This window comes from Micromonospora sp. DT4 (genome assembly GCF_049841675.1).
Lineage (GTDB): Bacteria > Actinomycetota > Actinomycetes > Mycobacteriales > Micromonosporaceae > Micromonospora.
Window position 1 is genome coordinate 1 of record NZ_JBNCKT010000001.1, and the last position, 20,399, is coordinate 20,399.

The 20,399-nt window shown below is 65.9% G+C and carries 12 protein-coding genes and 6 pseudogenes; 14 read left to right on the forward strand and 4 right to left on the reverse strand.

Translation table 11 applies throughout. From position 1 onward, the window contains the following. Positions 1-85 (forward strand): annotated as a pseudogene (locus ACLQ24_RS00005) (transposase); the annotation flags it as partial. A gap of 373 nt (positions 86-458) precedes the next feature. Beyond that, positions 459-575, forward strand: a pseudogene (locus tag ACLQ24_RS00010) (ISAzo13-like element transposase-related protein); the annotation flags it as partial. A 33-nt stretch (positions 576-608) separates the two neighbouring features. Here ACLQ24_RS00010 and ACLQ24_RS00015 read toward each other — a convergent pair. Both ACLQ24_RS00015 and ACLQ24_RS00020 read right to left on the reverse strand, forming a co-directional pair. After that, positions 609-1,468, reverse strand: a pseudogene (locus ACLQ24_RS00015) (IS3 family transposase); the annotation flags it as partial. Positions 1,469-1,623: 155 nt separating this feature from the next. Beyond that, positions 1,624-2,649: pseudogene (locus ACLQ24_RS00020) on the reverse strand (IS256 family transposase); the annotation flags it as partial. Positions 2,650-2,745: 96 nt separating this feature from the next. Between ACLQ24_RS00020 and ACLQ24_RS00025 the strand changes: the two are divergent. Then, positions 2,746-3,567: pseudogene (locus ACLQ24_RS00025) on the forward strand (IS5 family transposase); the annotation flags it as partial. A 103-nt stretch (positions 3,568-3,670) separates the two neighbouring features. Here ACLQ24_RS00025 and ACLQ24_RS00030 read toward each other — a convergent pair. Together ACLQ24_RS00030 and ACLQ24_RS00035 are read right to left on the reverse strand one after the other, a co-directional pair. Next, a pseudogene (locus ACLQ24_RS00030) lies at positions 3,671-3,931 on the reverse strand (transposase); the annotation flags it as partial. A 322-nt stretch (positions 3,932-4,253) separates the two neighbouring features. Then, positions 4,254-5,147, reverse strand: coding sequence for an IS982 family transposase (locus ACLQ24_RS00035; RefSeq protein ID WP_425888286.1), 894 nt, complete (start codon positions 5,145-5,147; stop codon positions 4,254-4,256). 111 nt (positions 5,148-5,258) lie between these two features. Here ACLQ24_RS00035 and ACLQ24_RS00040 point away from each other — a divergent pair, with 111 nt between their 5' ends. The 11 genes from ACLQ24_RS00040 (at position 5,259) to ACLQ24_RS00090 (ending at position 20,073) form a co-directional block, all read left to right on the forward strand. After that, a complete protein-coding gene (locus ACLQ24_RS00040) occupies positions 5,259-6,350 on the forward strand; it encodes an IS630 family transposase (RefSeq protein ID WP_425888287.1) in 1,092 nt (363 codons plus the stop codon). Positions 6,351-6,743: 393 nt separating this feature from the next. After that, on the forward strand, positions 6,744-7,232 hold the full coding sequence (locus ACLQ24_RS00045) for a hypothetical protein (RefSeq protein WP_425888288.1): 489 nt from the start codon (positions 6,744-6,746) through the stop codon (positions 7,230-7,232). Positions 7,233-7,758: 526 nt separating this feature from the next. Next, positions 7,759-7,911, forward strand: coding sequence for a hypothetical protein (locus ACLQ24_RS00050; protein ID WP_425888289.1), 153 nt, complete (start codon positions 7,759-7,761; stop codon positions 7,909-7,911). Between the two features lie 642 nt (positions 7,912-8,553). Next, positions 8,554-9,621: a methyltransferase gene (locus ACLQ24_RS00055; RefSeq protein WP_425888290.1), complete on the forward strand. Its 1,068-nt coding sequence runs from the start codon at positions 8,554-8,556 to the stop codon at positions 9,619-9,621. 80 nt (positions 9,622-9,701) lie between these two features. Further along, positions 9,702-12,956: an amino acid adenylation domain-containing protein gene (locus tag ACLQ24_RS00060; protein ID WP_425888291.1), complete on the forward strand. Its 3,255-nt coding sequence runs from the start codon at positions 9,702-9,704 to the stop codon at positions 12,954-12,956. 74 nt (positions 12,957-13,030) lie between these two features. Then, positions 13,031-13,792, forward strand: coding sequence for an alpha/beta fold hydrolase (locus ACLQ24_RS00065; protein WP_425888478.1), 762 nt, complete (start codon positions 13,031-13,033; stop codon positions 13,790-13,792). 23 nt (positions 13,793-13,815) lie between these two features. Then, positions 13,816-14,859: a class I SAM-dependent methyltransferase gene (locus tag ACLQ24_RS00070; RefSeq protein ID WP_425888292.1), complete on the forward strand. Its 1,044-nt coding sequence runs from the start codon at positions 13,816-13,818 to the stop codon at positions 14,857-14,859. Positions 14,860-14,952: 93 nt separating this feature from the next. Then, positions 14,953-15,402 carry a RidA family protein gene (locus ACLQ24_RS00075; RefSeq protein WP_425888294.1) on the forward strand — a complete coding sequence of 150 codons (450 nt, stop codon included), beginning with the start codon at positions 14,953-14,955 and terminating at the stop codon, positions 15,400-15,402. Positions 15,403-15,566: 164 nt separating this feature from the next. Continuing rightward, positions 15,567-17,078 (forward strand): asparagine synthetase B family protein, encoded by a 1,512-nt coding sequence (locus ACLQ24_RS00080; protein WP_425888295.1) that lies wholly within the window; start codon positions 15,567-15,569, stop codon positions 17,076-17,078. Between the two features lie 84 nt (positions 17,079-17,162). Beyond that, complete coding sequence (locus ACLQ24_RS00085; RefSeq protein ID WP_425888296.1) at positions 17,163-18,392, forward strand: ATP-grasp domain-containing protein; 1,230 nt, start codon at positions 17,163-17,165, stop codon at positions 18,390-18,392. Positions 18,393-18,819: 427 nt separating this feature from the next. Next, complete coding sequence (locus ACLQ24_RS00090) at positions 18,820-20,073, forward strand: MFS transporter (RefSeq protein WP_425888297.1); 1,254 nt, start codon at positions 18,820-18,822, stop codon at positions 20,071-20,073. Positions 20,074-20,399: the final 326 nt, after the last annotated feature.

Consider the following 20,399-nt stretch of genomic DNA (forward strand, 5'->3'; position numbering starts at 1 on the left):
CGACGGGCTCACCGGCCTGCCTGACGCGATCAACACGGTATGGCCACAGACCGTGGTCCAGACCTGCATCGTGCACCGGACCCGTAAGAGAACAAGCTGTTGCTTGTCGGTTCGATCTTCGTTGATCTGGTATGGCGGTCATCGAGGACGTTCAGGCTCAGCTTGTGGCCCGGTGTGGAGCGTTGCTGCCGCATCTGAACGAGCGGCAGCGGCGGCTCATGCTGGCGACGGAGGCGAGGTTGTGGGGACATGGCGGGGTTCGGGCGGTCGCCCGCGTTGCTGGGGTCAGCGAGACCACGGTCCGCAAGGGTGTCTTCGAGCTGGAGGCCGGAGACGAACCGCTGTTGGAGGGCCGGGTTCGTCGGCCGGGCGGCGGCCGCAAGACCGCTGCGCAGCTGGATCCTGAGCTGACGCCTGCCCTGCTGGCGCTGGTCGAGCCGGACGAGCGGGGTGATCCGATGTCGCCGCTGCGGTGGACCACGAAGTCGCTGCGGAACCTTGCCGGAGAACTGACCCGGCAAGGTCATCCGGTCTCGGCGATGACCGTGGGGAACCTGTTGAAGGTCAACGGGTTCAGCCTTCAGGCCCAGGCCAAGACTCTCGAAGGGGCCCCGGGTGCGCTGCGCCGCGCGCAGGGCGTCGATGACCAGGTCGGTGCGCATGTGATCGGCGATCGCCCAGCCGGCGAGGCGCCGGGAGTGCAGGTCCAGGACGGTGGCCAGGTAGAGGAACCCCCGTTCACCGACCGGCAGATACGTGATGTCGCCGGCGTAGCGCTGATTCGGCTGCGGGGCGGTGAAGTCCCGGCCGATCAGGTCCGGGGCATTCGCCGCGGCCGGGTCCGGCACCGTCGTACGAGTTGGCCGGCGTAGCCGCAGTCCTTGCACGCCGAAGCGGCGCATCACCCGCGCGACCCGCTTACGGTTGACCGCCAGGCCGGCATCGCGCAGTTCGGCGGTGATCCGTGGTGCTCCGTATGTGCCGTCGTGCTCGGCGTGGACCGCCCGGATCCGGCCCGCGAGAGCCGCATCCGCGGCCTGTCGGGTGGCCCGGGCTTCGGCGGCCGAGCGCCAGTAGTAGTAGCTCGAGCGGGACACCCCGATGACCTGACACAACCGCTTCACGCCGTAGCGTTGCTGATGGTCGGCGACGAACTGGAAGCGGTTCACCAGCGCGTCTCCCCGGCGAAATACCGGGCCGCCTTCCGCAGAATGTCCCGTTCCTCCTCCAACTCGCGGACCCTGCGTCGCAACGCCGCGTTCTCGTCCTTCACCGACCCGGCCGCCGGCGGCGCCGCCGGCCCGGCCGCTACGCCCCGACGCTGATCATCAGCGCGGACCCAACTGCGCAACGTCTCCCGATTGACACCCAGATCGTCAGCGATCTGCGCGATCGTCGCCCCAGGCCGAGACCGGTACAACGCGACCGCGTCGGCCTTGAACTCGGCGGGGTAGTGCTTGTTCACCATCTGTCAGGGACTCCTGATCTCCCCGGACCATCACGATCCAAGGCTCAAGTGTCCAGGTCCAGGGGGCAACTCCCCCCTGGCTTTGGGTCCGTGGTGTGCCAACACCACGGAGAGGGGAGTGTCAAGTTAACGGCTGATCTTGGTTGTTGAGGTGGTCAGTCGTTGGCCGGGGTGAGCCGGCCCTCGAAGGCGATCTGGAAGGCGTTCAGGGGTGCTTTCCAGCGCATGGTCCAGCGGCGGCGGCCGGCTCCGGTGGGGTCGAGGCTCATCAACGCCATGTAGACGCACGTGAGCGCGGCCTGCTCGGTGGGGAAGTGGCCGCGGGCGCGGACGGCCTTGCGGATGCGGGCGTTGACGCTTTCGATCGCGTTCGTGGAGCAGATGACCGTGCGGATCTCCACGTCGAAGGCCAGGAACGGCACGAACTCGGCCCAGGCGTTCTCCCACAGCCTGACGATCGCCGGATACTTCTTGCCCCAGTTTTCGGCGAACTCGAGGAACCGTTCGGTCGCGGCGTCCTCGGTCGGCGCGGTGTAGACCGGCTTGAGCGCTTTCGCGATCTTGTCCCAGTCCTGGCGGGCCGCGTACCGGAACGAATTACGCAAAAGGTGAACTACGCAGGTTTGAACGATCGTGCGTGGCCAGACTGTCGCGACGGCGTCCGGCAGGCCCTTGAGCCCGTCGCAGACGAGCATCAACACGTCCTGGACACCACGGTTCTTCAACTCGGTGAGCACGTGCAGCCAGTGCTTCGCGCCTTCACCGCCGTCACCGGCCCAGATCCCGAGGATGTCGCGGTGCCCGTCGACGGTGACCGCCATGACCACGTAGATCGGCCGGTTCGCGACCTGCCCGTCCCGGATCTTCACGTTGATGGCATCGATGAACACCACCGGATACACCCTGTCGAGGGGCCGGTTCTGCCACTCGACCATCCCGTCCATCACCTTGTCGGTGATCGTGGAGATCGTCTGCTTCGACACCTCGGCGCCGTACACCTCGGCCAGGTGCGCGGCGATCTCCCCGTGCGTCAACCCCTTCGCCGACAACGACAACACCATGTCATCGACCCCGGACAGCCTGCGCTGCCGCTTACGCACGATCTGCGGCTCGAACGTCCCCGCCGCGTCACGCGGCACCCGCACCTCGACCGGCCCGACATCGGTCAGCACCGTCTTAGAGACTGTCGGGTAACTGGGTGGGGGCGGAACGTCACGCCGAGACACGTCGATGGAAGGTCCTCGACAAATAGATCATCCCCGCCATGATCTTGATGTGTGTGCAACAGAGATCGTGGCGGGGATGACGCCCGCTCATGCTATCCGTCGAGCTTGACTGACGCGATGTGGGCGGTCCTCGCGCCGCTGCTGCCGGTGCGTGACCTGCGTAAAGGCGGGCGACCCCGGGTCTACGACGATCGGTTGATCCTGGATTCGATCTTCTACGTGCTGCGGTCGGGCTGCCCGTGGCGGATGATGCCGCGTGATCTGGCGCCGGCGGATGCGGCTCATCGCTGGTTCACGGCCTGGCGGAAGAACGGAACGTGGGACGCGATCCATGACGAGCTTCGTCGGCGGGTGCGGGTTGCGGCCGGTCGTGAGCCGGAGCCGTCCGCAGCGGTCCTGGACGCGCAGTCGATCAAATCCAGTGAGGGCGGCGAATGTCGCGGGTTCGACATGGGGAAGAAGACCACAGGGCGTAAGCGGCACCTGGTGGTGGACACGATGGGGCTGATCCTGGTGGTGATGGTCACCTCCGCGTCCGTCAATGACCGTCCGGGCGGCCGGCGGATCCTGCACCGGCTGGCCGAAGCATTCACCACCATCGCACTTGTCTGGGCCGACGGCGGGTACGCCAACAGCATTGACTCCACCCTGGTGAGCTGGGCGAAGAGCCAGCTCGGCATCCTGCTGGAGATCGTCAAACGCACCGACGACGTCAAGGGCTTCAAGGTCCTACCCCGCCGGTGGGTGGTCGAGCGGACGTTCGGCTGGCTGGTGCGCAACCGGCGCCTGGCCCGGGACTACGAGCGGTTGACCGCTAACTCAGAAGCCATGATCAAGGTGGCGATGATTCGACTCATGACGATACGTCTGGCCGGTCAGACAGTCCGCTGGACCAACGCCACCGAACGCGAAGCCGTCCGACGTATCAACGCCGAACAACTTATCACCGCGTAGTAACCCAGTTACCCGACAGTCTCTTAGTCCGGCTGCCGTTACGCGTGTTCCCGCTGCCTCGACCCGCCGGGTCGTGCTTGTCGTAGCCGACGTGGTCGGTGATCTCGCCGTCCAGCGCCGACTCCAGGACCCGCTTGGTCAGCTGCTGCAACAGCCCACCCTCCCCGGTCAACCGCAGCCCGTCCCCACGAGCCCGATCGGCCAGCATCGCGATCAACTGCTCATCCGTCACCGCACCCACCGGCTCGGCGGCCGGCTGTCCCACGGTCGTCTCGGTCGTCATCTGGCGTCTCTCCCTTGATCGGTCGATCAGCCGTTATTTGTACAGTCCCGCCCAAATGCTGCTGCGGCCAGGCAACGCCGGCTCGAACACGGTCACCGACCACATCCGCGTACTGGGTGAGGCGATCGCCCAGCTGCCGGTGGTTACCTGACCGTGTGCGTCGAGTTGGCCAACCTACCCGTGCTGGTCGATCTCTACCTGTGGCCCGCCGCCACCGTCGCTCTACCCGCCGACGGTCGGTTCCTGCTGCATCGCGCGTCACCGCCGCCGCGCACCGACTTGGCATTCATGCCGCTGCTAGACGAGTTGTTCCGAATTCCGGTCAGTGGTCGTAGGCGATCAGTGACCGGGTGACGGGTGCGCTGGTCTTGTTGTTGTGCCAGATCGCGGCGGCCATGGCGAGAAGGCGTTGGGCGACGCGTACGGCGACGCCGGTGAAGGTTCGTCCGCCGTGTTGTTCCAGGTCAAGCTGGCCTTTGAGGGTGTCGTTGACGGATTCGATCAGCTGTCGGACCTTCTTGAGCATCGGTTCGCCGTAGCGGGTCTTCTCCTTCTTGCGCGATGGTCGGAGCAGTTCGATGCCCTGTTCGGCCAGCTGCCGCTCGAACGGCTTGGAGGCGAAGCCTTTGTCACTGATCAGCAGGATCCCGTCGTGTTCGGCCACCACGCCCGCCTCGACCTGCAGCATCGCGGCGAGGACCTCACGCTCGCCGATCTTCGGGTTTGCGAGGGCCCACAGGATCGGCATCCCGGTCGGGGTGCAGACCAGGTACAGCCGCAGGCCCCAGAAGAACCGGGAGCGCGAGGCGCAGTAGCCGTATCCGGCCCAGCCGGCAAGGTCCGAGCGTTGAACCGTGGGGCGGGACATGCCACAGGGGATGGGAGTGGAGTCGACGATCCAGTGGTTGTCGAACCAGAAGTCACTGTCGCGGGCCAAGTCCCGGATCACCTTCTTGATCAAAGGCAGCGCCGCGCGGAGCCGCTTGTTGTACCCGGGGCGCTGCGGCAGGTACGGGAACATGCCGGCCAGGTGGATACGGGCGTAGCGGATCCAGTGTGCCTCCGAGCGGGCGCCGAGCAGGACCTGCGCCACGGCCAGGCACACCAACTCGGAGTCGGTCAGCAGCGGTGGCCGGCCCCGCCACCGGGGCGTACGGATGCTGTCGTCGATCTTCACGTACAGTGCGGTCAAGAGGGTGTCCAGGTCTTGCGTCACAACATGATCTTGGACGCCCTCTCTTCATGCCCAGACATCGACCCCTGACTTCGGAACTACTCGTCTAGTGTCCTGCGCCGGGAATTCGTTGAATAATTGTAGGATCGGTGGGTGGCGCGTAGGGGTCGGCCGGTGGCCGAGGTGACGTTGACGGATGAGGAACGCGCGACGTTGGTGCGTTGGTCGCGGCGGGCCAAGTCGTCGCAGGCCCTGGCGCAGCGGTGTCGGATCGTGCTGGGCTGTGCGCAAGGCAAGTCCAACCAGGACGTCGCTGTGGAGTTGGGGATCTGGCCGCAGACGGTGGGCAAGTGGCGTAACCGGTTCGTCGCGCGCCGGCTGGAAGGTCTGGTCGACGAGCCGCGGCCGGGTGCGCCACGCACGATCGGTGATGAGCAGGTCGAGCAGGTCGTGGTCGCCACCTTGGAACGCACACCGACTGATGCCACGCACTGGTCGCGGGCGTCGATGGCGGCCGAGTCCGGGTTGTCCCGCTCGACAGTGGGCCGGATCTGGAAGGCCTTCGGCCTCCAACCCCACCGGGTGGAGACGTTCAAACTGTCGAACGACCCGCAGTTCATCGACAAGGTCCGCGACGTGGTCGGGCTGTATCTGGACCCGCCGGAGCGGGCGCTGGTGCTGTGCGTGGACGAGAAGTCCCAGATCCAGGCCCTCGACAGATCGGCGCCGGTGCTACCGATGATGCCCGGCCTGCCCGAGCGGCGCACCCACGACTACGTCCGGCACGGCATCACCACGTTGTTCGCCGCGCTCGACGTGGCCACCGGCCAAGTGATCACCGCGGTGCACCGCCGACACCGGGCCGTGGAATTCAAAAAGTTCCTGGCCAAGCTAGACACCGAAGTCCCCGCCGACCTCGACGTCCACCTGATCTGCGATAACTACAGCACCCACAAACACCCCACCGTGAAGCGATGGCTTGCCGCGCATCCCCGGTTCCACATGCACTTCACCCCCACCTACTCGTCCTGGCTCAACCAGGTCGAACGGTGGTTCGGGCTGCTGACCGACAAACAACTACGCCGCGCCACGCACACCTCCCTACGAGCCCTGGAGAACGACCTGCGCGCCTGGGCCACCGCGTGGAACGACGACCCCAAACCCTTCATCTGGACCAAGACCGCCGACGAGATCCTCGACCGACTCGCCTCATATCTTCAACGAATTCCCGGCGCAGGACACTAGACCAACACCGCACGTCGGACTCCACCGGTGCCGACCCGAAGCACCCGGCCAGCGTTCTGCTACTGGTGCAGTTGGCCGCGAAGTACCTCGCCCGTGGCGACCAACCACGCCATGCCGCCATCACTCGGCACGTGGCCATCTCCCTGCCTGCGTGCGAAGCGCGGCCAATTCCGTTACGCAGCCGCCGGCGCAGTCAGTACTCGCAGGACTGGTCGATGTCGCCGTCACCACGCCATTGAACAAGCCGCCGACGCACCACCCCCGGTAGGGCGCGGGCTCACTTGCGGGACTGCGCAGGATCCACACTCCCTCGGCCCTCGATGTTCTCTCGGGGCCGCATTCAGGGCTTCTGCTCGTCCAGCAGTGTCAGAGGGGCGGTGAGACGATAAAACCGTGACGTTGATCGATGAGATTCGGAACCCATCGTCCTCGTTGTCGACGTTCCTGCGTCACCGGCTACCTGGACGGGAGCGCGTCGTGGCTCGGTGGACGCAGGAGCTGGCGTTGGCCGCGCCCGTGCCGGCGCCAGTGACTCTTGACCCGTCTGACCGCCCGCGACTGGGGGCCGCCTTCGAGATGCGGGTCGGGTTCGACCCGGCGGACGAGGCGCCGTATCCGGACCTGCTGCCGCTGCTGCCACCGGAGGAGGCGACGCGGATCCTGACCGCAGCCGGACTTCAGAAGGTCGGCGTTCCAGTGCCGGTTGCCGAAGAGTGCAGTGGCTGGGGAAGATACGCCGACTGGGATCCCGGGGCGGCCGACGGCGAGCTGCATCGGGGGGCGTGGAACTTGTCCGAGTTTGCCGGCTTGCTCCGCAGGACGCGCCGGCCCGATGGGCAGCAGTGGCGAGGCCTGTACCGCATCATGCAGGAGAAGGTATAGCTGAACGCCTTTCCCGGGGTGCTGCACCGGCGGTTCCTGGGGTGGCTGCGGTGAGCATTCTGCGATCCGGCGACGAGAAGTTCCACTACAGCGACGGGTTCCCACAAGTGGATCCCGCCGGACCCGGACTATGACCAGGAGATTTCGGACGAGCAGGTCCGCCAGCACAAGCACGGCCACCTCAGGAACGAGCGCCCGAAGGTCCGCGTCCAGCGCCTCGTCTGACGGCAGCAGCACAGCAACCGTGCCAGCCGAACCAGGCCGAGGAGCGCGTCTCCTTGGTGAGCCAGTCGGAGCCGGCGCACCAGGACGTGCATGACACCCTTCGCCAGGCGGTTTCTGCGTTGTCGGTTCGGAGAGGTGGCGGCCGGCTGTGGAGAAGAGTGACTGCTGCGGCCGGACGGCTTGGAGTCTTTAGGCGCGAGAGTGAGGGCAGGCACGGCGACCGGCGCTGTTCCATCGGCGGCCTGGCCCGCCGGACCGGGCTGACTGTCAAGACCATCCTGTTCTACTCCGACCGGGGCCAGTGGACCGCAACGAGATCGTCGACGGCCGCGCCCGCAAGTACTACCGCCTCACCGACGAGGGGAACGCGCTGCTGCGTGCCGAGACCCAACGCGCGGACCGCAGCGGAGGACGTCGGCGCGGTCCGGTGATCCGCCCGGCCGGCACGGGCTAATGTGTCGCGTCTGCGATCTCGTCATCACGCTCAGCGACTGCGCGCGGGATTGCCGACCCGCAACGGCGACACCACGGCGTCCCGACTCCGGCTTACGCCATGCCGGGCGTGGCACGTCGGCTGACCTCGTGGTGTTAGCCCACGGCCGGACCGCAGGAGGGAACGGGGTGTTGACCTTCCTGCGCGCGGGCACGTCGTCGGGGGCGGCACAAACCGTCGTCACTCACCGAAGTCGATGTTGACACGGGCCGTCATGCATGTTTCGCTCTAAATCAAGTCAGCGAACGCCAATCGGCGGTCCCAAATACGGGGGGACTTATGAAGCGTGTCAGCACCTAGTCGCGCCTTTAGGGCGGACTGCAGCCATTCCCCAAGCCCGTCAATATCAGCCTGGGGTGGGATTCCGCACGCAGCTACGACGAAGCGGATGCCCGGCTTTCCTGCAGCTGAGCATCCTTGCCCGCGCGGAGGGTAGGGCGTATCCAACGCTGCGCAAACCTGTTTCCGGGCGGCGATATCTCGCGTGCCTGGTGCGGGTGGAACTGTTGCGGCCAAGGCAAGAATGCCGCGAGTTCACGATGCGTCCCGACAATCGCAATCGACTCTCTGTCCCATTGTCCCAGCATGGAGGTTCACCTCACCGTGAGCACTGACGCGGTCACCACCGCAGCCGCACCCCCCGACCTGACCATGGACGACCTCACCCGGGTACTGTTCGGACACGCAGCATTCCAGTATCTGAATGCCGCCTGCGAGCTGGGGTTGTTGGACGTCCTGCTCGATGACCCCAAGCTGACGAAGCCGGAGATCGGCCAACGCCTCGGCCTCGACGAGCGGGCCAACGACATTCTTCTCCTCGGCTGTACGGCGCTCGGCCTCACCAAGAAGACGGACGGCCGGTACGAGGCCGCACGGGTCCTGGCCGATATGAAGGATAATGGCGATCTGCAGCGCTTGAAGGACACTGTCGCCTTCGAACAGTACATCGTCTACGAGGGGCAACTCGACTTCACGGAGTCGCTGCGGAGCAACCGAAACGTGGGCCTGCGCCGAATCCGTGGCACCGGCGCCAACCTCTACCACCGCTTGTCGGAGAACCCCGAGCTCGAGCGGGTTTTCTACACCTACATGCGGTCCTGGTCGGAGCTCGCGAACAGGGAGCTGACCAGAGAACTCGACCTGAGTGGGGCGAAGCACCTGCTCGATTGCGGTGGCGGCGACGCCGTCAACGCCATCGCCCTCGCGAAAGCGAACCCGCATCTCCAGGTCACGGTCATGGAGATTCCGGCGACGGCGCGAATCACCAAGCGGCGGATCGCCGACGAAGGACTCAGTGACCAGATCGACGTGGTCGCGGGCGATATGTTCAACGATCCGTTCCCTAGTCAGTGCGATGTGATTCTCTTCGCCCACCAGATGGTCATCTGGACGCTTGAGGAGAACACGCATCTGATGCGTCGGGCCTATCAGGCGTTGCCTGACGGTGGCCAGCTGGTCATCACCAACTCCATGTCGAACGACGAAGGCGATGGACCGACGGTGGCCGCTCTCGACAGCGTCTACTTCGCGTCCCTGCCCTCGGAAGGCGGCATGATCTATTCGTGGGAACAGCATGAGAACTGTATGCGCGAGGCCGGCTTCAAGAACATCAGCCGCAAGCAGTTCAGTGGCTGGACGCCGCACGGGATGATCACGGGCCAGCGGTCGTAGTTGGCGGTTGACCTGCCGAGGGGGCACCCGGGTCCGGGACCACAGAAGCTTCCACCGTGCCTTCGGGAAGGAGGGCGTCCATGAAATCCGCGCCGCACGAAGATCAGCACCGTTCGACGGAACCAGCAGTAGGCGGTCGCGTCTATGACAGGCAAAGGCACGGTGTCCACAACCTCCAGCGAGCGGATGTGATCGCGGACCCGTACCGCTACATCCAGCAGCTCCAGGAACTGGGCCCGGTGTTCTACGACGAGACCAGTCGGGTCTGGGTCTGCACCGGCTACGAGGAGTCGGTGAAGGTGCTGACCCGTCACGCCACCTTCTCGTCCGCCAGACTGATCAACTCGGAGGAGTTGCAGAGCAGGGGGCTGGGGGAAGCCGCTGACGTCGTAGGGATGCTGCAGAAGCAACTCCTCTTCAAGGACCCACCTGCTCATACCGCGGTCCGCGAAGCTCTCCGGGAGCACTTCTCCGGCTCCCGTGTTCGCGCCTGGGGCCACGTCATGCAGGACATCGTCCGCCGGGCACTGGCAGGTCTACCAGCACACGGAACCGCGGACATCATCGCCGACTTCGCCGCCAACCTCTCGTCGCCGCTGATCGCCGCCCTGCTAGGGATGGAGGGACGGGAGAGTGAGATATCCCGGTGGGCGGACGCTTATGAGACCCTCCTCGGCAGCGTCTCCGCCCTGCCCGACGTACGTGACAAGACAGTCATACCGGTGCTCACCGACGCACTGACAGCCCTGCAGGCGGCCGGCCGTGACCGGCTGGACGGCGAGCAGGAGGACCTCCTCAGTGCGCTGGTCCGAACAGGGCGTCCGCACGAACTCGACAAGTCTGGTGTCGACGAGCTCCTGTACGAGGTCGCGGCGAACTGTGTTGTCCTTGCCGGTGGCGGCTACCAGACGTTGACCCATCTGGTATCGACCGGGTTGCGCCTGTTCGACCGACACCCCGAACAACAACGGCTCCTTCGCGAAGACCCCGATCTCATCGACTCGGCCGTGAACGAGATATTGAGGTTGGACGGCTCGAGCCAGTACCTCGCGCGTCGGGTCACGGAGACGACACTCCTCGGCGGTCACGAGATCGCGGCCGGACAAAGTGTCCTCGTCTACCTCCGCGCAGCGAACGTGGATCCACGGAAATTTACGAATCCACTGTCCTTCGACATCCGACGCGGCGAGGCCCGACACTTGGGTTTCGGCCTCGGTCGCCACTACTGCATCGGCGCACCGTACGCCGAGCGTCTCGCCGGGATAGCGATTCTTCAGTTCCTGGAAAAATATCCAGATTACAGCTTTGACGGTGATACCGACGCCTTGTGTTGGGGTCCCCACCCCAACACCCGCTGTCTGGCGTCGGCGCCGGTCCGGCTCGGCCGGCACGAGGACCGGCCCGCGGATTCTGCTTCTCCTTCTCGCCCCGCGTATGCAGACGGTCATGCGGATCGACAGCGGAGCGGAATCGCGGAGGCCGCAGCCACCCTACGTTGGAGCGGCACCGTCCGGGGTCAAGCCGACCACGATCCCTGGCACGTGAAATTCTCCGAACAGGCGAAGCTACAGCCGGACAGCATCGCGGTGGAAGCCGAGACCGAAGCTCTTACCTATCGCGAGCTGGACCGTCGAAGCAACACACTCGCATATCAGTTGCGTAGCTTCGGCGTGCAGCCGGAAACAGTCGTCGCCATCGTGATGGAACGGAGGACGGACTTCGTCTGTGCCGTGCTCGCCGTCGCGAAGGCGGGTGGCTCCTTCGTCCTGGCTGACGTCACCTGCCCCCGGGACCGACTTGCCGGAATGCTGGAGGAGTCGAAGTCGTCCCTGGTGTTGACCGACGCCGCGTCGTTCGCGACGGCCCAAGCCTTCTCGCTACGCACACCTACGGTGGTCGTCTCGACCTCACCGGACCACGAGTCGGCGCCGGTCACCGGAGTCAACGTAGGAAACACCGCCTATGTCGTCTTCACGAGCGGATCGACCGGCCGGCCGAAGGCGATCGCCATCAGCCACGAGGGTGTGTCGAACCTGCACGAGGGACTGAACGACATCTTTCGTCTCAGCCCCACCGACCGGGTGCTGCAGTTCCTGTCGCCGAACTTCGACGGGTGCATCTCGGACATCGTCCTGACCCTCCTGTCAGGAGCGACCCTCGTGTTCGCGGACAGCGCGAAGCTGCAGGTGGGTCCCCCGTTGGCCAGGACGCTAAAGCACCGAAGGATCACCTCCGTCATCATGACGCCGTCGGTGTGGTCGAGCCTGCCGTTCACCGACCTTCCCGACCTCAGGATCGGGGCTGCGGCCGGCGAACGACTAGCTTCACCCATCGTTCGAAAATGGCGTGGCCGGCATCGACGCTTCCTGAACATCTATGGTCCGGCGGAAGCGGCGGCGCTGACCGCGTGGCATGAGTGCGGCGACAGTGACGATAGGCCGCCCATTGGTCGGCCGGCGACGAACAAAAGGGTATACGTGCTCAACGGCGACCGTCCCGTGCCCGTCGGGGTAGAGGGAGAGCTGTGTATCGGTGGCATCGGTCTGGGCCGCTATCTCAATCGCCCTGACCTGATGGAGGAGAGGTTCACGGCGGACCACTTCGTGGACAGGCCCGGCCAGCTCATCTATCGCACGGGCGATCGTTGCCGGTGGCGGCCGGACGGGACCTTGGAGTTCATCGGACGAGCCGACCGGCAGGTGAAGATCAGAGGCCACCGAATCGAACTGAACGAGGTGGAAAACGTCATCGCCGAGTTCCCGCAGATCTGCGCCTGCACCGTCTATGAGGCAGACGGGCAGTTGAGAGCCAGCGTCGTGGTCGCCGAAGGCACGCTCGACGAAGAAGCTTTGCGGCGATTTCTCTCGCCACGCCTGTACCCTCCGATGATACCGACCCTGTTCCAGCAGGTCGAAGACAGCGGGCGCACCATCAACGGCAAGGCCGACTGGCAGATCCCTCAGGTCAGCGGCCGCGACGATCGCTCCACCAGCAGCGACCCGGGCACCCCGACGTCGCAGGCAGCGGAGCAACCCGACGGCGCGGACACGGCGTGGAACCGTGCCCGCGCGACCTGGGCCGTGGCCCAGTTGTTCGCCCAGTGCCTGCGGCTGCCCCTCCACCGGGTCAAGAGTCATTCCGACTTCTACTCATTCGGCGGGGACTCACTTTCCACCGCCGAGCTCTTCATCCTGATCAACGAGAGGTTCGGGGTCTCAATGGAGTTTGAGTCCCTGTTAGACAGTTGTACGCCGGAGGGCCTGGCTGAGGAGATCTGCCAACAGTTGCCGCCACAGCGCCTCGCCCCGCCTTCCTCGACGCGGGTCGCCGCGTGAGCAGCGAGCGAGGGCCGGACACACCTCAGCTTCGGGTCGAGGTCGGCGGCCCGGTGGATGCCACCGAGGGCAGCGTGCTGTACGTGCACGGCACACTCGACTCGTCGGCGAGCTTCATCCGGGGCTCCCGCAGATACCTGCCTCAGTGGCGCTCGCTCGCGTACGACCGTCGTGGGTGGGGCCACTCGCGCCGGGCCGGGCACGCCACGTGCGGGCTGGGCAGGCACGTGGCCGACCTGCAGGACATCCTGGCAAGGCACCAGCCCGACATCGTCGTCGGTCACAGCTACGGCGGCCTGGTCGCGCTCAATGCTCTCTGGCAGTCGCCAGCGCTGGCCGGTGCACTCGTGGTGTACGAGCCGCCGATCCGCTGGCTCCCGTGGTGGCCTGACCTGGCGCCATGGGAAGCGCTCGTCCGGGAGGCGGACGTCGAGGATCCGACGGAAGCCGTCAGGAGACTGCGTACCGCAGTGCTGGGGCGAGAGGTGACGAGGGGCACCGGCCGACCGGACGCCGACATCGAGGACGGCCGGGCACTACTGGCCGAGATGTCCGACGCTGAACTCAACACCGTGGGATTCGAGCCGCTCACCTTCGGTGTCCCGACTGTCGCGGCGGCCGGCGTGAACTCGCTGGAACACGATCGCCGCACTACTCGCGGCCTGGCCGAACTTATCCTGCGTGGCGTATATGTCGAACTCCCGCGTGCGGCACACATCGCCCACATCACGGATCCAGAGGCGTTCTTCGGTCTCGTGCGACGCGCAGAGGACCTGCGGCGCCAGGCGGAGTCCGCGGGATCTGATCACCACCCGACGTTGTCGAACCAGACATGACACGTGTACATAGGGAGCCTGCAGTGACCTTCGATCTTGCCGCACGGTACCTGCCCGGAATGTCGATCAGTGACTTCGAGCGGAGCTTTCGGGCCCGCTTTCCGCACATGGCATCGACGCTCTGGCTGAGTCGTCCGGGACGAAACGAAGTGCTGGGGCCGATGTTCGCGGAGCCGAACGAGTTCGAGTCCAACAGCACCGGCCGCGGAGACTCGTACCGGCAGGCTCACCAGCAGAGCATGGTGAAGGCGGTCGGAGTCGCGCAGCTTCTGGAGCTGGCGTCCGGCGAGTCGGGTGCCGACGGGCTGCCGCCGGACTACCTTCTTCTGGACGTCCTCGGTGGTGACGGAACCGTCGCGCGGGCGGCGAGTCAGCTGCCGAACTGGTCCAGCCCTCGCCAGTGGATCCTGACCGGCGATCTTTCGGGGCAGATGATCCGACAAGCTCTGGCGTACGAGCTACCGGCGGTTCGACTGGCTGCGCAGTTCCTCCTGTGCCGCGACGAGACGTTCGGGGGCGTGCTCTTCGCCTACGGTTCCCACCACATACCTGTGCATCAGCGAACTGCCTCGTACGCGGACGCCTTCCGCGTACTCCGGCCAGGCGGGCGCCTGGTCGTCCATGACTTCGAGATCGGCTCACCGACGGCGAACTGGTTCGAGACCGTGGTCGACTCCTATTCGCCGAACGGGCACAAGTACACGCACTTCAGTCGCGCCGAACTGGAGGCGGGGATGGCGGCGGCCGGATTTGCGGACGTCGCGGTCAAGCTGATCTACGACCCGATCGTCGTTCATGCACGCGACGCGCACCACGCGCGACTGGGCATATTGAACTACCTCCTGGACTCCTACGGTCTGACCTGCGACGAGCAGGACGCCGTGGACTGGGTCGAGGACCAGGTGGTCAAGTGCATACAGTACGGGTCGTACGGCCTGGAGCAGTTCGGCTCGGTCGTGTCCCCGCCCGTGCATGACAGCGGAACCTTGTCCGTGTTCGAGACAGCGGACGGCTGGGTCGGCGAGTTGCCCCGCACCGCCCTTGTCGGAGTCGGACGTAAGGGTTGATCTCGAGCGACCTCGCAGCCCTTCGGTCCTTGCGCTGTCGGCTGCGTACGGAACAACAACAACTTCTCCAGATCGTCGAACCGGGAGGCCGTGATGACTGAGCCAGAGATTTCGAGCCCCATCATGAAGGACGGCAAGCAGTTGGTCTTCAGCCCATCGCGATATGAGCCGCAGATGGGTTACTCGCGGGGTATCCGCGTCGGCAACCAGATATTTGTCGCCGGCACCACCGCTATCGATGCGAATGGAAGAGCGTGCGCCGAGGATGTGGGTGCGCAGACCGACTACGTCATTAGGAAGATCCAGGCCACGCTCCGCCAGTTGGGGGGAGAACTGCACCACGTCGTCAGTACTGTGACGCACCTTTCGGACCTCAGCTACTTCGACGACTACGCACTAATGTTCCAGAAGTATTTCGGGGACATCACGCCCGTGAACACCACGGTCCAGGCGCCGCTCCTCCGGCCGGAACTCCTCGTCGAGATCACTGCGACCGCAGTTCTCGTCCAGTCGACCGACAGCACGAGCTCGAGTACCAGCTAGCGTCGCGCTGTCCGGGAACGATATCTGTTGCGAGCCCCCCGGGCGACGTCCACGAGGCTGCCCGGTTGGTGATCCGAAGCAAGAATGCCCGGTTGGTGTGCCGGAGCTGGCGCCCGATCTCGAGCTTGCGAATGAGAGGTAACAAGGTGTGTGGGATCGCCGTCGTGGTCGATCGCGAGTTGGTGCCGCAGGGCGACGACCGTGCCACGGCTCGGGACAACGAGCTGATCCGTATGCTGGAAAGGATCCGGCATCGTGGGGATGCTGATCATTTTGGGGAGCAGGGTTCGGGAGCTCGCTTCTCGATGGGGACGAACCGGTTGGCCATCGTCGACCGCCCGCATGCGGCCCAGCCGTTGTCCGACGAGGCGGGACAGGTCTGGGTGGTGTTCAGCGGAGAGTTGTACGGCTTCCGAAGCATCCGACAGGAGCTGGAGCAGCTCGGGCACACCTTTCGCACGGACTCCGACACCGAGGTGGTACTGCGTTCCTACCTCGAGTGGGGAATCCCGTTCCTGCGGAAACTGAACGGCATGTTCGCGTTCGTCATCTGCGACAGCAGAGACGGATCGTTCCTCGCGGTGCGGGACCATGTCGGCATCAAACCGCTGTACTACCAGGTCCAGGACGGGGTCTATCGGTTCGCCTCCGAGCAGAAATGTCTGCTCGATCATCCCGCGCTCATTCGTCCGGTACCGCCTGGGACCTACGTCCACAACGGCAGGGAGGTCCGCTACTTCGAGCTGGACGAGCAGCAGGTCCCGATCACGAGCTCCGCGGCTTCCCGCAGGTATCGGGAGCTCTTCGAGGACGCGGTTCGTAAGCAGGTCGACACTGACCTTCCGCTTGCCGTGCCGTTCAGCGGCGGCATCGACAGCGCGGCGGTCCTGCAAGCGGCGCGGAGGTATCACCACGACGTCACCGCCTTCACGGTCGGCTTCGAGGGAGCCGCGGACGTGGAGGTGGCGAGACGTTACTGCGAAGACTTCGGGGTCAAGCAGCACATTGTCCACTTGAACCGCTCGGATCTCATCGACATCATTCCCCGGATAGTTCACGGGGCCGAGTTGTTCGAGGTCGTGGACATCATCGACGCCTGCACGCAGTATCTTGTCTATCAGGCCGTCAGGAAACACGGCATCAAGGTCGCCATCTGCGGGGACGGAGCCGACGAGGTGCTGGCCGGGTACGACCTGTTCAAGACGCATGCGGATCCGGTCGGTCTGATGAAGTACCGGGTGGGCAACCTCCACCGCACCGATCTGCAACGGGTGGACCGCTCGAGCATGATGAACTCCGTCGAGGCGCGTGTGCCGTTCCTGGACCGCCATCTTCTCGAGTTCGCGTATTCTCTGCCGATGGATCTGAAGATCCGTGACGGCGTCGAGAAGTGGGTTCTTCGGGAGGCCATGCGCGACCGGCTGCCCGGCTACATCGTCGACCGACCCAAGATCCGCATGCCGGACGGCAGTGGCATCAAGAACGTCGTCATCGACCATGCGCGTCAGCATGTCGACGTGGACGACCGGGTCGCCCGCAGGCTCGGCATCACCAGCACGGAAGGGGCCTATTTTCTCGACATCTTCTTGAAGGCAGGCTTCCCGCCGCCGGCCGAACGGTTCAAGCGACCCGTGGACGACTACGCGCCGAACGGCTACTTCGAATTCATTTCCTAGTACGCCGTCGCGTCAGTGCCCACGGACCCGGCAGCTGGGACGCGTTGAAGCTGCGCACAGTGTCTTCTCGGAAGGAGTTCTCAGATGTCATACCTGGACCCCGCCATCGCGGTCATAGATCCGGTTGCAGCGGCTGGGCCCTACGGCCGGGAAGGCACCGCCCTCGGCTTCAGAGTGATCTGTGTCCTGACGCAGGAATACCGCACCCCCTACGTCACGCAGACGTTCGATCCGGCGGACTTCAGCGAGGTCTACCAACACTCCTCCACCGACGAGACGGTGGCGTTCCTGAAGAGCCGCGGTGTCGTCGCGGTCGTCCCGGGAGCTCCGCCGTCTCTCAAGATCGTAGACGTGCTGGCTGAGTCGCTCGGGCTCATCGGCAATCCGACCGAGAGTCTGGAGGCCCGAAGGAACAAGCGTGTGATGAAGGAGTACTGGACACGGCACGGGGTCCCGTGTGCCGCGTTCCACGAGTCAGGGGATCTGGAGTCGGTCCTCGCCTGGGCTGACGGGCACGGCTATCCGGTGGTTCTCAAGCCGAATGCCTCGGTCGGGGGCGTCCACGTCTTCGTGTGCGCGAACCGGCAGGAGGTCGTCGACGCCTTCAACGTGATCGTGAGTCAGGCCGACCCCTACCACCAGCGGTTTTCGACGGTGCTGGCCGAAGAATACCTGGATGGCGACGAGTATTTCATGGACCTGGCGCACACCGGTGGCGGCGAGGCCGTGCCGATAGCCTTCGCCAAGTACGAAAAGATCCAGCGGGACGGAAACGCGAGCATATATCGAAACATGTTCTCACTTCCGTTGGACGATCCGATCGCCCTGGCGGCCCTGCCGTACGTTAGGTCGGTCAACGACGCGCTCGGGGTGCGTTACGGGATCAACGACACCGAATTCAAGATGACGTCACGCGGCCCGCGGGTCGTTGAGGTCAACAACCGCCTTCCGGGTGCCAGCGTTCCCTTGATGATCCAGAAGTGCTCGGGCCTCAACGTCTTCCAAGAGAACATCAGGATCTTCGTCGACAGGCGCCGTACGTCCGGGGACCACCACTTCGAGCGCCACTACAACATCTGTTGCCTGATCAACGACGAATCTGGTGTGGTGCAGGGCTATGCCGGGCTCGAAGGGGTCAGGGAGCTTCCCTCGTACGACGGCGAGAGGATGATCGCTCCGCAGGGCGTCCACTGGCCGGTCACCCGAGACCTGGACGGCTGCTGGGGGCTGATCCGCCTCGTACACGAGGACCGGGAGCAGTTGTTCCGCGACGCAGAGGCGGTGCACGGCATGATGCGACTCCTGGTGGCCTAGCCTAGCCGCCACGCGCCGGCCCGCCGCTCGGCGTACGGAATGCGCCATCCGCGCCGTACGCACCGACCACCTCGCCCGCCGCGCCCGACGGTGACAAGGGCCGTCGCCAGGTCCTGAAACAGCCTCGCGGAGGCGCTTCGTGGTGACCGAATCCTCGCGGCGGGGGGTAGGGTGTCCGGGCATGAACCCCAGCCGACGGGCGTCCGAGAGGGTGCCGGGCGGGGCTCGGCCGCGGCCCGGACGAGCGCTCCCGTCGGAGGAATCCGACGGTCGGCCGGTCTGGTGCTGTCGTCCGAGCCGGTCGTCGGTCCTGCGTACCGTGCGGCGAGGAAGGGCGTCGATTCCCGTCGTTCCGGAACGGAGCATCGACGCCTTTTCCGCGCCCACGTAACCGGAATGACACCGCAGTCGCTCGTCTGAGGCCGGGATGGCCCGGGAGGTACGGACCGTGTTGGATGTGAAGCCCTACCGGGAGGCACTCGCGCTGCCGGGTCTGTGGCCCCTGCTGCTGGTCGCCATCCTGGCCCGGGTGCCAGTGGCGGCCACAGCGGTGGTGATGACGCTGCACGTACTCGATCTGGGCCACCGGTACTTCGCCGCCGGACTCGTCGGGGCCGCGATGACAGTCGGTTCGGCGCTCGGCGCCCCACTGCTCGGCCGGCTGGTCGACCGGCGCGGCCTGCGACCGATGCTGCTGCTGACCACGGCGGTCTCGGCGCTGTTCTGGGGGACGGCACCGGTCCTGCCGTACCCGGTGCTGCTCGGTGCCGCGTTCGTCGGCGGGTTGCTCACTCTGCCGGTCTTCTCGGTGGTCCGGCAGTCGATCGCCGCGCTGGTCCCGCCGGCCCAGCGCCGTCAGGCGTACGCGCTGGACTCGATGTCGGTCGAGCTGAGCTTCATGGTCGGGCCGGCGGGGGCGGTGGCCCTGGCCACCAGTCTCTCGCCCACCCTGACCATGTACGCCGTCGGCGGAGGGATCGTGCTGGCCGGACTCACCCTGCTGGTGCTCAACCCGCCGACCCGGGCGCGTGACGAGGAGACGACGCCGGCGCGGGCACTGCCCCGCCGGCAGTGGCTGACCCCACGGCTGATCGGGCTGCTCGCCGGTGGCGCGGCGGGCACGCTGGTGATCGCCGGCATCGATGTGTCGGTGGTGGCGGTGCTGCGTGACGCTGGACAGGTCGACTGGACCGGTGTGGTGCTAGCGCTCTGGGCGGCGTGCTCGTTGATCGGTGGCTTCATCTACGGCGCGCTGTCCCGCCCGGTGCCGTCGCTGATCCTCACCCTGGTCCTCGGTCTGGTCACCATTCCGGTCGGCCTGGGCAGCGGCCAGTGGTGGCTGCTGGCCCTGATGCTGCTGCCGTCCGGAGCGTTCACCGCGCCGACCGTGGCGGCCACCGCCGACGCGGTGAGCCGGCTGGTGCCGGCGAGCGTGCGGGGTGAGGCGATGGGCCTGCACGGCTCGGCGATGGTGGTGGGGGTGGCGGTCGGTGCCCCGCTGGCCGGTGCGGTGATCGATGCCTCGGCACCCGCTTGGGGCTTCGTCGCAACGGGCCTGCTCGGCGCGCTGATCACCCTGGCGGTGCTGCCGACCGGGTTGCGTCACCGAAGGTCCGCCACCCCCACCGCCGCTTCCCCGCCCGAGTCGACCGAGTCCGCCCCCGTCCGGTCGTCCATCTAGACCGCGAACGCGCCGCCGGCCGGCCCGGTCCTCGGCGTGAGGTGGCGCCGCGGATCACCGCGCGCCCTCAGCCGGGGTGCAACTGCTCCGCTCCGCGGCGGCCGGCAGGCAGCTGTCGCGGCTCACGCGCCCCGCCGGGTCGACCGACGGGGTCAGGGACTGTCCGATCCTACGCAGTCCCTCACTTGCAGGCCCCCATCACGTATCGACCAAGCGGTAGGCTCTCGCGTCGAGAGCGTCCCGATGCAGTGACGACAAGGAGCGGCGGTCGGTCATGTCGTTCGTGCCCTCGCCGCCGAAGAGCCGGCACTGGACCTTCACCGCCG

Excerpts from the sequence above, each read along its gene's own strand:
- ACLQ24_RS00060 (WP_425888291.1), top strand. The coding sequence starts at position 9,702 with ATGAAATCCGCGCCGCACGAAGATCAGCACCGTTCGACGGAACCAGCA.
- ACLQ24_RS00075 (WP_425888294.1), top strand. The coding sequence starts at position 14,953 with ATGACTGAGCCAGAGATTTCGAGCCCCATCATGAAGGACGGCAAGCAG.
- ACLQ24_RS00085 (WP_425888296.1), top strand. The coding sequence starts at position 17,163 with ATGTCATACCTGGACCCCGCCATCGCGGTCATAGATCCGGTTGCAGCG.
- ACLQ24_RS00090 (WP_425888297.1), top strand. The coding sequence starts at position 18,820 with ATGGCCCGGGAGGTACGGACCGTGTTGGATGTGAAGCCCTACCGGGAG.